The organism is Cognatiyoonia sp. IB215446, from assembly GCF_033963825.1.
Lineage (GTDB): Bacteria > Pseudomonadota > Alphaproteobacteria > Rhodobacterales > Rhodobacteraceae > Yoonia.
The window spans coordinates 16,355-29,593 of record NZ_JAXBMD010000007.1 but is presented as its reverse complement, the minus strand read 5'-3'; the positions used below and the strand labels follow the sequence as shown (position 1 = coordinate 29,593).

At 57.8% G+C, this 13,239-nt stretch carries 15 protein-coding genes and 1 tRNA gene; 13 read left to right on the top strand and 3 right to left on the bottom strand.

All coding sequences use genetic code 11. The features are described 5' to 3' along the window. The first annotated feature begins 59 nt into the window (after positions 1–59). Entirely contained in the window at positions 60–992 is a 933-nt protein-coding gene (locus SLH49_RS19605) for a glyoxylate/hydroxypyruvate reductase A (RefSeq protein WP_320270842.1), read from the top strand. Further along, positions 982–1,614, top strand: coding sequence for a helix-turn-helix domain-containing protein (locus SLH49_RS19600; RefSeq protein ID WP_320270841.1), 633 nt, complete (start codon positions 982–984; stop codon positions 1,612–1,614). The genes SLH49_RS19605 and SLH49_RS19600 overlap by 11 nt, the downstream gene beginning before the upstream one ends. An 18-nt stretch (positions 1,615–1,632) precedes the next feature. Here SLH49_RS19600 and SLH49_RS19595 read toward each other — a convergent pair whose 3' ends face one another. From SLH49_RS19595 to SLH49_RS19585, 3 genes are all read right to left on the bottom strand, one after another. Continuing rightward, positions 1,633–2,025 carry a VOC family protein gene (locus SLH49_RS19595; protein ID WP_320270840.1) on the bottom strand — a complete coding sequence of 131 codons (393 nt, stop codon included), beginning with the start codon at positions 2,023–2,025 and terminating at the stop codon, positions 1,633–1,635. A gap of 81 nt (positions 2,026–2,106) precedes the next feature. Then, entirely contained in the window at positions 2,107–2,880 is a 774-nt protein-coding gene (locus tag SLH49_RS19590; protein WP_320270839.1) for an SseB family protein, read from the bottom strand. Beyond that, positions 2,877–3,467 carry a uracil-DNA glycosylase family protein gene (locus SLH49_RS19585; protein WP_320270838.1) on the bottom strand — a complete coding sequence of 197 codons (591 nt, stop codon included), beginning with the start codon at positions 3,465–3,467 and terminating at the stop codon, positions 2,877–2,879. Before SLH49_RS19585 ends, SLH49_RS19590 begins: the two co-directional genes overlap by 4 nt. A 116-nt stretch (positions 3,468–3,583) precedes the next feature. On the opposite strand from SLH49_RS19585, the gene SLH49_RS19580 reads away from it, so the two are divergent. From SLH49_RS19580 to SLH49_RS19530, 11 genes are all read left to right on the top strand, one after another. After that, positions 3,584–4,243, top strand: a complete 660-nt coding sequence (locus SLH49_RS19580; protein WP_320270837.1) for an ABC transporter ATP-binding protein — start codon at positions 3,584–3,586, stop codon at positions 4,241–4,243. Beyond that, on the top strand, positions 4,221–5,765 hold the full coding sequence (locus SLH49_RS19575) for a capsule biosynthesis protein (RefSeq protein WP_320270836.1): 1,545 nt from the start codon (positions 4,221–4,223) through the stop codon (positions 5,763–5,765). The genes SLH49_RS19580 and SLH49_RS19575 overlap by 23 nt, the downstream gene beginning before the upstream one ends. Further along, entirely contained in the window at positions 5,765–6,598 is an 834-nt protein-coding gene (gene kdsA, locus SLH49_RS19570) for a 3-deoxy-8-phosphooctulonate synthase (protein WP_320270835.1), read from the top strand. Before SLH49_RS19575 ends, kdsA begins: the two co-directional genes overlap by 1 nt. Before the next feature lie 16 nt (positions 6,599–6,614). Further along, positions 6,615–7,895, top strand: coding sequence for a mechanosensitive ion channel domain-containing protein (locus tag SLH49_RS19565; protein ID WP_320270834.1), 1,281 nt, complete (start codon positions 6,615–6,617; stop codon positions 7,893–7,895). A 63-nt stretch (positions 7,896–7,958) separates the two neighbouring features. After that, positions 7,959–8,033 (top strand) — tRNA-Gln (locus SLH49_RS19560). 283 nt (positions 8,034–8,316) lie between these two features. Then, positions 8,317–8,604, top strand: coding sequence for a hypothetical protein (locus SLH49_RS19555; protein ID WP_320270833.1), 288 nt, complete (start codon positions 8,317–8,319; stop codon positions 8,602–8,604). 387 nt (positions 8,605–8,991) lie between these two features. After that, positions 8,992–9,990 (top strand): AraC family transcriptional regulator, encoded by a 999-nt coding sequence (locus SLH49_RS19550; protein ID WP_320270832.1) that lies wholly within the window; start codon positions 8,992–8,994, stop codon positions 9,988–9,990. Between the two features lie 112 nt (positions 9,991–10,102). Beyond that, positions 10,103–10,390, top strand: a complete 288-nt coding sequence (locus tag SLH49_RS19545; protein ID WP_320270831.1) for a DUF1330 domain-containing protein — start codon at positions 10,103–10,105, stop codon at positions 10,388–10,390. Positions 10,391–10,578: 188 nt separating this feature from the next. Then, a complete protein-coding gene (locus tag SLH49_RS19540; RefSeq protein ID WP_320270830.1) occupies positions 10,579–11,406 on the top strand; it encodes an NmrA family NAD(P)-binding protein in 828 nt (275 codons plus the stop codon). Positions 11,407–11,471: 65 nt separating this feature from the next. After that, complete coding sequence (locus tag SLH49_RS19535) at positions 11,472–11,981, top strand: DUF1772 domain-containing protein (protein WP_320270829.1); 510 nt, start codon at positions 11,472–11,474, stop codon at positions 11,979–11,981. Positions 11,982–12,281: 300 nt separating this feature from the next. Beyond that, positions 12,282–13,154, top strand: coding sequence for a DMT family transporter (locus tag SLH49_RS19530; protein ID WP_320270828.1), 873 nt, complete (start codon positions 12,282–12,284; stop codon positions 13,152–13,154). Positions 13,155–13,239: the final 85 nt, after the last annotated feature.

Sequence of the window (13,239 nt, the reverse complement as noted above, 5' to 3'; positions counted from 1 at the left end):
CAACACTTTAGACAACCCGTCCCGGACCTGATCCGGGACCTCTTCGGGTGACCCAGCCGATGCTCAATATCCTTTTCTCTGCCCAACCCCCACGCTGGGATGAATACGCAGCACCGCTCAACGCGGCCCTGACCAAGGCAGGCCTGACGGCCAATCTCTCCCGCGACCACGCGCCCGAAACCGTCGATTACATCGTCTTCGCGCCGAACGGTCCCGTCACTGATTTCCGCCCCTACACCCGCACCAAAGCGGTGATGAGCCTGTGGGCGGGGGTTGAGACCGTGGTCGACAACCCCACCCTCACCCAGCCGCTTTGCAAACTTGTCGACCCCAGCCTGACCGACGGCATGGTCGAATGGGTGACAGGGCACACGTTGCGCCACCATCTGGGCATGGATGACCACGTCACCAGACAGGATGGTGTCTGGCGCAACTTCATCTATCCGCCGGTGGCCAAGCATCGGCCCGTGACCATCCTCGGCCTTGGCGCATTGGGGGCGGCCTGCGCCGAGGCGCTGCACCGCCTTGGCTTTCCCGTGACCGGGTGGAGCCGCAGCGCAAAGGATATCCCCAATATCCGCTGCCTCAGCGGTGATGCGGGGCTGCGTGAAGCACTCAAGGACGCCGAAATCGTCATCCTGCTTCTGCCGCAAACACCGGCGACAGAGAATATCCTGAATGCCGAGACGCTCGCCCTCCTCGCGCGCGGCGCATTTATCATCAACCCCGGTCGCGGACCACTGATTGATGATGACGCGCTGATCGCCGCCCTCGACAGCGGACAGATCGCCCACGCAACGCTGGATGTCTTCCGCACCGAGCCGCTGCCATCAGATCACCCCTTCTGGGCGCATCCTGCACTGACGGTCACACCCCATATTGCCTCAAGCACTCGCCCTGAAACCGCGTCGGAGGTGATCGCGCAGAACATGGCCCGCGGGGAGGCAGGGCAACGGTTTCTTTATCTGGTTGATCGGTCTCGTGGATACTGAAGCCGTTGATTTCATCCGCTGGACGAGCCGACCCACCGAGATCCAGCAGTTCACGATCATGCCGGACGGGTGTCGCGATGTCATCTTGCGCCAATCAACGCATGGGCATGTGTTGCGGCTGACCTCGCTCGACCACCGGCCCCGAACCATCACATTGATGCCGGGTGACGAGATTACGGGGTACCGATTACGACCCGGCCTGATACTTGATCCCGTTTCGCTCGCACTCGATGATCTCCCCGAGGCAATCAGGCACGCGCAATCGCGCGATAGGGATCTGAGCGGAGCGATCAATGCGCTTGGCAACGAGGGCACCTCAGTGCAACTCGTCGCTCAAACGCTTGGGGTCAGCTTACGCACGCTGCAGCGTCACCTTGCCCGACGCGGCCTGCCGCCACCTGAGTTCTGGCGGCTTCTTGGACGCGCCCGGCGGGCCGCTATTGCCTTGAAAACCAATCTGCCACTCACTGACATTGCGGGTGATTTCGGGTACAGTGACCAAGCGCACATGACGCGCGCACTCCGCCATTGGTTTGGCCGGTCGCCCTTGGCACTTCGCCGCGATGAAGCGCTCTTGAACAGCATCGATCAACCCGCACTGGGCACCTGGCGGGCAGCCTGACCGCGCTTAACCAATACGCTATGGAGCGTCGCGGGCGACAGGTGAGCAAATCTCAATCAGGTATCCGTCTTTGTCGCTAACCGAACATGTGGTCTGCACCCAGGGCTGCTCCGCAACCGGTTTTTCCAGCGTCGCACCAGCGGACAATGCCCGTTCCAGATCACGTGCGACATCATCGGTCTCAAACGACAACCCAAAGGCCGGCGATTTCGGGGAGACTGCTAGGGGCTCCTCGCCCAGTTGTCGGATCAGGTCGCAGGCGGCAAAGGCAAGCTTGGTCTCGCCCGTGACCAATTCTCCATAATCCTTGCTGTCGTGCAAAAACGCGATCTCAAACCCGAAAGCCGCGTGGTAGAAATTGAGCGCCGCGCGCACGTCGGCGACGTATAAGATGGTGTAGCGAAACTTCATATCCTCGACCCCTGATTGGCGTTGCCCGCGTGTTTGCCAAATCGTTCTGGACCTGTCTTGAAGGATCGCGACAGCGCAACCCTATCGCAGTTTTGGCGGCTTCTCCGGGTCCATACCCGGTGCACCGGGTGCCTCTGGCATCACGGCCTCCGGCAGATCAAAGCGCAAACCGACACGTGCGAGATGGGCCGCCAACGGATCAGACGCGCGCGCGAACATCACATCCATCACACCCGCCTCGATGCCCGAAAAGGTCAGCGCTTCGCTTGCGGCGGCGGCCAATGCATTTTCCGCGCCGTCCAAAGCGTCAATGAAAACAAGCACGTGACCTTTGCCGCCGTCTTCGTAGGTTGCAGCAGCCAGATAGGCAAAGCGCGCAAGCCCACCCGCAATGGCGAGCTTACGGTCAAGGCCTGTCACAACCGCCTCTGGCACATGCGGAGCCGTGATCTCGGTCAGCCGTGCCTCAGTCTCATCCGGTGCGTTGCCCAAGGTCGCGACCAGCCAATCCACCGCCTCCGCCGGGATCAGCATCGCCGACGGCGCCACATCCAAATTCAGCGCCAACCCAATCCCCTGCCCCGCCAGCATCCGCACCAGATCACGCCCCGGCAGACCGGCATAGGGCGCGACACGTCCGACGAATTGCGACAGCCGCTCTTCCCGGTCAAAGACAAGGCTAAAGCGTTGATCTTCCGCCTCAAAAAGCGCGGGCTTTACCTGATCGCCGTCAGGCTCACCGTCCAAAAGCATGAAGAGTTGGGTATCAGCCAGCCGCTCATAAAACCGCAAACGCACGGCGTCGTCTTCGGGGGCCGCCTCCATTGCGGCATGGGCATTATCAAGATCGGTCACGCAAGCACATCTTTCACGGCACGACGCAGTTCTGGCAGCAAATCACTGGCAAACCACGGATTTTTCTTCAGCCACCCGGTATTGCGCCAAGACGGATGAGGCAAGGGAAAGACGCGCGGTGCATGGTCGCGCCACCCCGCCACGACCTGCGTCACGCCCGCTTGCCCGCCCAGATGCCATTTATGCGCATATCCGCCCACCAGCACGGTCAGCGGGACAGGCCCGAGTTCGGCCATCACACGGTCATGCCATGTGGCTTTGCAAATAGGCGGCGGGGGCAGATCGTTGCCTTTCGCGTCATAGCCCGGAAAACAGAAGGCCATCGGCACAACCGCGATCCGAGTGCGGTCATAAAACAATTCAGAATCAATGCCCAACCACTCCCGCAGCCGGTCGCCGGAGCGGTCCCAGAACGGCTTGCCGGCCTCATGCACGCGCATTCCGGGGGCCTGACCAGCAATCAGGATGCGCGGGGCCGCTTCGAACCACACAACCGGGCGCGGCGCGTGACGGGTGGCGGTCTGCGCAAAACGATCCACGCAAAGCCGACAGGAAGCGATCTCACTTTGCAAACGCGTATCTGTCATTCGTCTTTATGCCCAAATTTTGCGATAATGCTGTTATATCGGTACGCATATGGTGTGCTGTTAAGGAAGTCGGGGTAAAGCAATGCCATCCCCGCATGAGGCAGGACAGAGCAAAAATGCTGGAATTTGCAGAAGTCAGCAAATCCTTTTGGACCGGTAAACAGCGCAAGGTCATCCTTGATCGCGTCTCTTTCCGTGTGGAATTGGGCAACTCTCTGGGCATTCTGGCGCCTAACGGGACCGGCAAGACCACGCTGATCAACATGATGGCGGGGCTGGAAAAACCCGATGAGGGCAAGATCACGCGCGGCTGCAAAATCTCATTCCCGCTGGGGTTCATGGGCGGGGTCGCCGGAAAGCTGAGTGCGCTGGAAAACAGCCGCTACATCGCGCGGCTCTACGGGCTTGATCCAGACTATGTTGAAGCATTTTGCAGATGGCTTTGCGGGCTGGAAGAGTATTTTGAGATGCCCGTGGGCACTTATTCCACCGGCATGCGGGCACGGTTTTCCTTTGCCCTTATGCTTGCGTTAGAATTTGACATCTATCTGATCGATGAGGGGATGCCTGGTGCGACGGATGTCGAGTTCAATCGTAAAGCTGGGCAAATCCTACGCGACCGGTTAGAGCGCGCGACGGTGATCATCGTGTCGCACCAGGCTGCCACGCTTGAGCGGTTTGCACGCTCTGCCGCTGTGCTGCAGAATGGGCAATTGCATATGTTTGACACCTTGGAAGAGGCGAAAGTGCTGTATGACTACGAAACCCAAGGTTAAGAAGTTCCGCATTCGGCGCGGCAAGGTCACGCCCGAGGCGGCAGCGCAAGAGGCGGCGCCCGAGGCGGCAGCCGCGCCTTCGCAAGCTGAAATCATTGAGGCCATCAGCAAGGAAGGCTTGACGGGCCGACAATTGCGTATGGCGCGCCGGGTGGCCCAGAAAAACGGTATTGAGGCCTCATCCGATTTTGTTGCAGTAATGAAGCTGCGCGAGGCCGGCATTGATCCGTTCCAGCGTAACTCGGTTCTGGAACTGGTCAAGCCTGACGCGGCCAAATCTCAGGTCGATCCAGGGCGTATCCAATTGCCCGAAACGACCGACCCCAAAGAGCTGATGCCCGCGCCAGGTGGACCGCAGAAGCCGGGCAGCCATGTCTCAGAGATACGGCGCATCCAGCGCGAGATTGCCCAGCGCCGCCGCCGCAAGCTGGCCTTGCTGTTCACGCGGCTTGCTGTTTTCATCTTTCTGCCGACGGCGATGATGGGCTGGTATTTCTATCAGGTGGCCACGCCGATGTATGCCACCAATTCCGAGATCGTAATCCAGCAGGCACAATCTCAGGGTGGCGCGCCTGCCGGACTTGGCACCTTGTTTCAAGGGACGTCCATCGCCACGCAACAGGACAGCATCGCGGTGCAATCCTATCTGGCCTCGCGCGAGGCGATGCTGCGACTGGATGCCGATCACAATTTCAAAGGGCATTTCAGCAACCCTGACATAGACGAGATCCAGCGCTTGCCCGAAGGTGCGACGAACGAGGATGCCTTTGCGCTTTATCAGGACCATGTGCGCATCAGCTATGACCCAAGCGAGGGGATCATCCGCATGGAGGTCATTGCGGTTGACCCACAAACCAGCCAGCGTTTTTCCGAAGCGTTGATCGGTTATGCAGAGGAGCAGGTTGACCAGCTGACAGCCCGTTTGCGGGCAGATCAAATGCGTGGCGCACTTGCCAGTTATGAAGATGCCGAACGACGGCGGTCAGAAGCATTGGCGAATTGGCTGGCGATCCAGGAAACGACACAGCAGATAGATCCACGTAGTGAAACATCGGCCCAGCGCGCGCGCATCTCAACCCTTGAGACAGAACAGGACCGGCTGGAAGGCATTCTGCTGTCACGGCTCAGTGTTGAACGTCCCAGCCAAGCCCAAGTGCAGACTTTGCGCGATCAGATCGCCAATGTGCAGACGCAGATCGCCGAAATCCGCCAGCAAATGGCGGGCAGTGACGATACGACCGTCTCGCAGGCCTCGCGCAATCTGGACCTGTTGACCGCGGAAGAGGACTACCGGTTCCAAGTCGCCATGGTCCAACAGGCCTTGACCCAGATGGAAACCGCCCGGATTGAGGCGAACAGGCAGGTCCGGTATCTCTCGCAAAGCGTACGTCCCATCGCCCCGGATGAGGCCACCTATCCGCGTGCCTTTGAAAATACCCTTTTGTCATTTTTGATCTTTTCGGGCATCTATCTGATGATTTCCCTGACGGTATCTGTCCTTCGCGAACAAGTGAGCTCTTAATGCAGATTGTCGATATCGGCCCCTTGCGGGTCAGCAATGATCACCCTTTGCTGATCATCGCAGGCCCCTGCCAGTTGGAAACAGCCGACCACGCACTGATGATTGCGCGAGAAATGGCCGCCTCTTGTGCGGCCCACGGCGCACAGTTCGTCTTCAAGGGCAGCTTTGACAAGGCCAATCGCACCTCGCTGGGCGGCAAACGTGGTCTTGGCATCGATGAAGGGTTGAAAGTGATGCAGGCCGTCAAAGACGATGTGGGCTGTCCGGTTCTGACCGATATCCACACGCCAGAGCAATGCGCGACCGTGGCGGCGGTTTGCGACATCATCCAGATTCCCGCGTTCCTGTGTCGCCAGACCGATCTTTTGCTCGCGGCTGGCGAGACCGGTGCCGTGATCAACGTCAAAAAGGGGCAGTTTCTTGCGCCCTGGGACATGACGAATGTTGTCGCGAAGATCGAAAGTACAGGCAACAAACGTATTCTCGTGACCGAACGTGGGGCATCGTTTGGCTACAACACGTTGGTGGCCGATATGCGATCGCTGCCGACGATGGCGCGCATGGGTTATCCGGTCGTAATGGATGCGACGCATTCAGTACAACAGCCTGGCGGTGCGGGCGGCTCATCAGGCGGACAACGCGAATTTGCACCCGTGATGGCGCGTGCTGCCGTGTCCCTTGGGATTGCTGCAGTCTTCATCGAAACACATCAGGACCCGGACAATGCACCCTCTGACGGGCCAAATATGATCCCGCTTGATCAGATGGATGGCCTTGTCAAAAGCCTGATCGGGTTCGACGCACTGGCCAAGGCAGATCCGGTGAGGGTGTAGTACCGGGCTGATTTTCATGCGATTTCTCCTCCTGATCTGCCTGTTTCTTGCCACGGCCCACCCCGCCCGCGCGCAAGAGGCGACGGGCACGATCACGACCGAAAACACTGCCGCGCAGGATGCGGCAATTGCCAACCGGATCAGGGAGATCCTGACCGAGTTGGACAATTACGGCGATGTCACGGTCACCGTGAATGAAGGTGTGGTAACACTGCGAGGCACAACCGCCTCCACCCTTCAGGCCGATGCGCTTGATCCGCTAGCGGCCCGTGTCGAGGGGGTGGTCGCTGTGCGCAACGAGGTGACGGAGACCACAGATATCGCGGAACGGCTGAACCCTGCGCTTGAGCGCTTCCGCGCCCGTTTCGATCAGTTCGTCACGTTCCTGCCACTGGCACTGATTGCCGCGGCCGCCTTCGCGCTCATCGTTTTCATCGGCCTCGCCCTCGCCCGTCTGCGCCAACCATGGGAACGTTTGGCTCCAAATACGTTTATCGCCGAGATCTACCGACAATTGGTCCGCCTGGCCTTCATGGTCTTTGGCCTTGTGATCGCGCTCGATATCCTCAATGCCACCGCCCTGCTCAGCACCATTCTGGGGGCCGCCGGTATCATCGGCCTGGCGCTTGGTTTTGCGGTCCGTGATACTGTCGAAAACTTTATCGCATCGGTGATGCTGTCGTTCCGCCAGCCTTTCCGCCCCAATGACACCGTTGAGATCAACGGCGATATCGGTAAGGTCATCCGCCTGACCAGCCGTGCGACGATCTTGCTGTCGTTTGATGGCAATCACATCCGCATCCCAAATGCGACGGTCTTCAAAAGCCGGATCATCAACTACACACAAAACGCCGAGCGACGGTTCATGTTCAGCGTCACGATCGAACGCGATGCCGATCTGTATGCGACACGCACGTTGGTGGAAGAGACCGTTCAAAACCTGCCTTTCGTGCTGGGCGAGCCCGCAGCCCAAAGCTGGATTGAGGCGCTGCATCCCGCCGGGGTCGAACTGGTCATCACAGGCTGGGTCGACCAGAATGCCACATCGATTGTCCGCGCCAAGGGAGAAGCGCTGCGTCAAGTCAAGCTAGCCATCCAGAATGCAGGCGTGGTCATCCCCGACGCAACCCAGGCGATCATGCTCACCCGCGAAGCTGCCCAACCCGACGTCGCTGAAAGCACACGTGTCGAAACGGTGGATGCAAGCGACGACGCCGCACTCGAACGGATCGTCGATGCTGAACGTGATCTGGACGCGTCCGAGGATCTCTTACGCGAAGACAGCCCCAAGGAATGAGTGTTTTCTTTGCAAACGGGACTTGAACCGCTGGCACCTTCGCAGTATCTAGCGGGGCGCTGCTGGGATGTAGCCAAGTGGTAAGGCAACTGTTTTTGGTACAGTGTACCGTAGGTTCGAATCCTACCATCCCAGCCAAGCACTTCCTTGTGTGCCGTCCGGCATAAGTTGGAACTTGTCCGGCTAGACTTGCAACTTCTGACAGGCAAGAGTGCAACTTCCACCACTTTTGGCGGGGTTTGGTGTCTTCCGCTTTACATAACTGGCTTTTTTGTTCGCTTCGAAAAACTGCCCCCGATAAGTGCAACCTACTGGTCGTGGATTCATCGGCATTATTTAAAATATCCGGGCTATCCTGCCATTTCTTGTCGACAGGAGCAGCTACCCCCAATATAGGATTAACCCCAAAATGGGGGTGGGTGTGATTGTACTGGCGTTGGCCTCTGAGGCCGCCTGCACTGGGAAAACCACGACACTGCGAGTGTTGGCTTCTGCCTTTGTCGAGGCAGATCGGAGTGTATTCACCGCGAACGCAGCCATGATTGAAAACGGAGACGAGGACGACTTGGGTGAGTGGGCCTTCAAGCTGCTTGGCGAACCAGATGAACCACAACTGCTCGACTATCCTACCAAGTTGCGGTCTTCCCCAGACGAAATCGCAACTCTAAATGGCCAATTCCAAAAACTGTATTCTTTATCAATAGCTTGAAAATTCGCCAGACTCCAACTTAAACCGGACGCAACAGTGTGTCGTCCGATGTGAATTGCAACTTGTCCGGCTAGATTTGCAACTTTTGCCCGGTAAGAACGCAAATTTCAGCAGATTTGGTGGATTTTACCGAAGGCCGTCGGCCCAGTTGGTGGCTTTTCTAGTTTATAGGAACAGCCATGATAGCTTCGGTCAGGTTGCGTTGGCTTCGGCGCGCAGAGCGGTAACCGGACCGTCTCTGACACTTTTACCATGCGGATAGCGGGCCACCTATTCCGATAGCATCGCCCACCCCTAAACGAGGGGGTTTACCAGCCAGAACCGCGAAAGCGTGATCGTCAGACGGCGGAACTTGGCATGCGCAATCGCCGGACGTAGCCTGCATGTATGGGACAGGTCACTTCACTCTTTGCTCGCAAGCTCGTTGATGTTGCGGGCGATGCCATTGATGGGAAGGCTGTGCTCGACTTCGTCGGGCTGGATCTGAACGATCCTTGGGACCCCAAACACATGCTGGATGAAGACGACTACTACAGCATGATCGAATTGATGGCCAAGCAGATGGATATCACGGCATTGCCCCTCATAGTTGGGGAGGCGATGCGTCCTGACCAGTACGGCGCACTTGGGCTGGCATGGAAGGCAGCGCCCAACCTGCTTGGTTCGTTTTCTCGGGTGGCCAGGTATTGGCGGCTTTGGACGAGTTTCACGCAGTATGCGCTGGAAGAAACCGCGCGCGGAATGCTGTATGTACAGCATCGCGAAGGCCGTCGGCGGTTGGGCATGCGTATCTCAATCGAGGCCACTTCGGCGAGTGGCGTATCGCTTAGTCGGCAAGTGTCGCCGAGGCCTTTTGCCCCGATCGAGGTCTATTTCAAGCACGCGGCGCCGAAGACGATCAAGCATCACGAGGCCTATTTCGGCTGTCCCGTGCATTTCGGGGCCGACAAGGATGCGATGCTCCTGTCCCACAAGTCTCTTTTGGAACCCAACATCCTTGGAGACGAAGGAATTACACAATTCCTTGTTTCCCATCTCGATCAGGAGCTAGCTCAGATCGACGACACCCCAGCCTTACCCGCACGGACCAAAGGCGAAATTGCCCGCGCCCTTAGCGAAGGACTTCCGAACATGGCGGACATCGCGCAGCGGCTCGGGTTGAGCGCCCGCTCTCTTCATCGCCGTCTGTCAGACCATGGCCTCAGTTTTCAGACGCTCACCGAAGAGACACGCTCGGAGATTGCAATCGGGATGCTTCAAGAGAAACGCTACGCCTTATCAGAGATCGCGTTCCTCACCGGTTACTCAGAGCAAAGCGCCTTCAATCGCGCGTTCAAAAGATGGACTGGCGTGACACCTGCGGCCTACCGGAAGACGCTAGGGTGAGGTTGGTCTGGCGGGCGGTGTCAAAACTCTGGCTTCAACGGTCAATCCAGCCTTACTGCCTTCTCCTACTTTGCTGATGCACACGAAACACATCGGTTCAAGGAGAATGAAAATGACCGCACTTATCGTTGCACGCTTCGACGTCAAAAATGCCGAAAGCATGGATGCCTACGCTACCGCAGCTGGCCCAACCGTGCTGGCTCATGGTGGCGAATTCGTCGCCATGGGCGAGAAAATCAGCGCGCTGGTTGGACAAGACGAAAAACAGTCCGTTGCCATGGTTCGCTTCCCGGATGTCGCATCGGCCAAAAGATGGTTTGCTTCGCCCGAATACACAGCCTGCAAGCCTCTCCGCGAAGAGGCTGCTGAGATGCAGTTTACGCTCTACGAGACAGAGTAACAAAACTTCTACGCAGTAGCAGAAGAGGGCGGCGTTGGGCATTCCAACGCCGTTTTTCGTTTTGCGGTTTGTCCCAACACGAAACCCGGTTGGCAGCGGATGTCAAAACCTTGGCAAGCGCGGTCAATACCAGGGCCCCTCGATCTTTCTACACCTCGGCCATCAACTTCAACCAAGGGAATACAGATATGACTGACCAACCCATCCTCGTTATCGGCTCTACCGGCAAAACCGGCGCTCGCGTCGCAGCCAGGCTTGAGGCCAAAGGCGTTTCTGTCCGCCACGGCTCCCGCCGGTCGGAGACAGCGTTCGATTGGGAGGACCCGTCCACATGGACCCCCGTTCTCAGCGGCATCTCCAAAGCCTATGTTACTTACTTCCCGGACCTTGCCTTTCCCGGCGCTATAGAGAAGCTCGAAGCCTTCACCAAGGTCGCAATGGATACCGGCCTGGAACACATTGTTCTTCTTTCGGGTCGTGGCGAGCATTTCGCCACTCTGGGTGAAGAGATCGTGCGAAACTCTGGCCTGCCTTTCACCATTGTGCGGGCTGCGTGGTTTGCTCAGAACTTCAGCGAAGGTTATCTGCGTGATCCGATCCTTGGCGGCGTGCTGCCGATGCCGGGTGGCGACATCGCCGAGCCTATCATTGACATCGATGATATCGCCGACGTGGTCGTCGCGGTACTGACCGAAGAGGGTCATATTGGCGAACGCTACGAGGTAACCGGGCCCCGTCTGATGACCTTTGCTGAGATGGCTGAGGTGCTTTCCACCACATTGGGCCGCCACATCCAGCACATCCCGATTGCTTTCGAAGACTTCCACGCAAATGTAGCGGCCTCAGGCGGTGAATTTGTCGCTGACGTCTTTACGCAGATTGCACGCGAGACGCTGGATGGCCGCAACGCATCTACGAGTGATGGTGTCGAACGCGCTTTGGGTCGCAAGCCCCGCGACTTTGCCGCCTTCGCGCAAACCGCAATGGCCACTGGTGCGTGGTCGGCTGCTGCCTAGCTCCACCCACAACAAAGGCAGGAGACACCGCTCTCCTGCCCCCAACCCATTCAGGAGTAACTCTCATGTCGACCGCACTATTCTTTCTAATCCAGTTTGCGATCCTGGCTTATGCCCTCGTGGGCGGCGTCCTTCTGGCATTTTCAGACTTCATTATGCGTTCTCTTGCACTCACCGGCGGTCATGGCGGTGTGGAGGCGATGCAAGTCATCAATCGCGAGGTCTTTCGTTGGGTCTTTATGGCCCTCTTTTTGGGCATGGCTGCCGTTTCGCTGGTCGTTGCCGGCTATGGTGCCTTCGGCGTCTCCGGACCAGCCGGAACACTGATCATGTTCGCCGGGTTGACCTACCTCATCGGCTGTTTCGGCGTCACAGTGTTCTTCAACGTACCGATGAATGAAGCTTTGGCGGGCATGGAGATGTCATCAGAGACGACGCGCGATTACTGGCTCCGGACCTATGTGCCGCGTTGGACGTTCTGGAACTCCGTCCGGACGATCGCATGCGCCGCGTCAGCCGCAATGCTTCTCTTCGCGGTACTCTGGATGACCCAGGCCCAAACACCGCCCGCGTGACGAAGCTCAAGGGATGGTCGGCTTGGCAGAATGGTATTTCCCGTATCCGACCATTGATTGTCTTAGCCGTATCGTCACTGTCTCCATTGGTCTCGAAGGCGCGGGCAGTCTACCAAATCAAAGGTCCGGTTTGTCGGCAAAGCAGTCCTCGGACAAAGCGCTTGGTGTTCGCGCTGGCCGCGAATCTCTGAAATGAGCCCAAACTCACCAATGCTGCGGGCTGCATGAACGGCTGTTTTGGCATGTATCCATCAGGCTCTGGTCTAGGCATTTCGGAAATTTGTAGGCAAGTCTGCTCAGATGGAACAAGAGCAACTAGGAAAGCTACTGAGGATTGGTGGTGCGGCAGCGACAGTTGGCGTCGTTTCGTGTGTGCACGCCGCAGCAGAACTCATGCCATTGGGTCAAATCATGGCCTTCCGAGCGATCATCTCTGGGCTTTTGATCCTGTTGTATGGCCTCTGTTTGAAGAACCCTGCCGATTTGCGCCCAAAGAGCTGGGGACCTCACCTAATTCGGGGACTGTTGGCCTGTTGCGCAATGGTTTTGAGTTACATCGCATTCGCTCGACTTCCCGTTACTCAAGCACAGACACTATCGTTTCTCGCACCGCTAATCGTTTTGCCAATCGCAATGGTTCGCCTTGGGGAACGCCTGACGGCAAGGTCGGTAGTTGGACTTCTGATGGGTTTTGCTGGTGTCCTATTGATTTTGGGATTGTCTTTTGAAACTGGCCCTTACGCATTTTGGGGAGCAGTCGCAGGGATCGCTGGTGCTGTCTTTGTCGCGATCATTCAGGTCAAAATCCGCGCAATGACCATGACCGAGACTGCCATTTCGATTTCACTCTCGTTCACGGTGATCATTGCTTGTGTCACCGGGCCGAGTGTCATTCTCGGGAATTGGGTGTGGCCGGGCGGTGCTGGCCTCTTTCTTCTTATCGCAGCTGGCATTTTCGGTGCCCTCAACTTGGTTCTTTTTGCAGAAAGCTTAGCCAGAGCACCGGCCTCTGCTGTCGCGCCGCTAGATTACACAGGGCTTATCTGGGCGCTCTTGGCGGATTTCTTGGTTTTCTCACACGTGCCTGGCCCGATGGGCGTCCTCGGTAGCGTGCTGATAACAGTTGCTGCGCTCATCGTTGTTTTGAAACCACGTGGTGAGCTTAGTCGATAGTATATCACAGCCATACACAAGGAAGCAGCCATTCGCGATGCCGCAGCGACTTGGTGCTTTGTCCGCATCTGTTCCTTTTAGACGA

Excerpts from the sequence above, each read along its gene's own strand:
- SLH49_RS19605 (WP_320270842.1), top strand. The coding sequence starts at position 60 with ATGCTCAATATCCTTTTCTCTGCCCAACCCCCACGCTGGGATGAATAC.
- SLH49_RS19595 (WP_320270840.1), bottom strand. The coding sequence starts at position 2,025 with ATGAAGTTTCGCTACACCATCTTATACGTCGCCGACGTGCGCGCGGCG.
- SLH49_RS19585 (WP_320270838.1), bottom strand. The coding sequence starts at position 3,467 with ATGACAGATACGCGTTTGCAAAGTGAGATCGCTTCCTGTCGGCTTTGC.
- SLH49_RS19580 (WP_320270837.1), top strand. The coding sequence starts at position 3,584 with ATGCTGGAATTTGCAGAAGTCAGCAAATCCTTTTGGACCGGTAAACAG.
- SLH49_RS19575 (WP_320270836.1), top strand. The coding sequence starts at position 4,221 with ATGACTACGAAACCCAAGGTTAAGAAGTTCCGCATTCGGCGCGGCAAG.
- kdsA (WP_320270835.1), top strand. The coding sequence starts at position 5,765 with ATGCAGATTGTCGATATCGGCCCCTTGCGGGTCAGCAATGATCACCCT.
- SLH49_RS19565 (WP_320270834.1), top strand. The coding sequence starts at position 6,615 with ATGCGATTTCTCCTCCTGATCTGCCTGTTTCTTGCCACGGCCCACCCC.
- SLH49_RS19550 (WP_320270832.1), top strand. The coding sequence starts at position 8,992 with ATGGGACAGGTCACTTCACTCTTTGCTCGCAAGCTCGTTGATGTTGCG.
- SLH49_RS19545 (WP_320270831.1), top strand. The coding sequence starts at position 10,103 with ATGACCGCACTTATCGTTGCACGCTTCGACGTCAAAAATGCCGAAAGC.
- SLH49_RS19540 (WP_320270830.1), top strand. The coding sequence starts at position 10,579 with ATGACTGACCAACCCATCCTCGTTATCGGCTCTACCGGCAAAACCGGC.
- SLH49_RS19535 (WP_320270829.1), top strand. The coding sequence starts at position 11,472 with ATGTCGACCGCACTATTCTTTCTAATCCAGTTTGCGATCCTGGCTTAT.
- SLH49_RS19530 (WP_320270828.1), top strand. The coding sequence starts at position 12,282 with ATGGAACAAGAGCAACTAGGAAAGCTACTGAGGATTGGTGGTGCGGCA.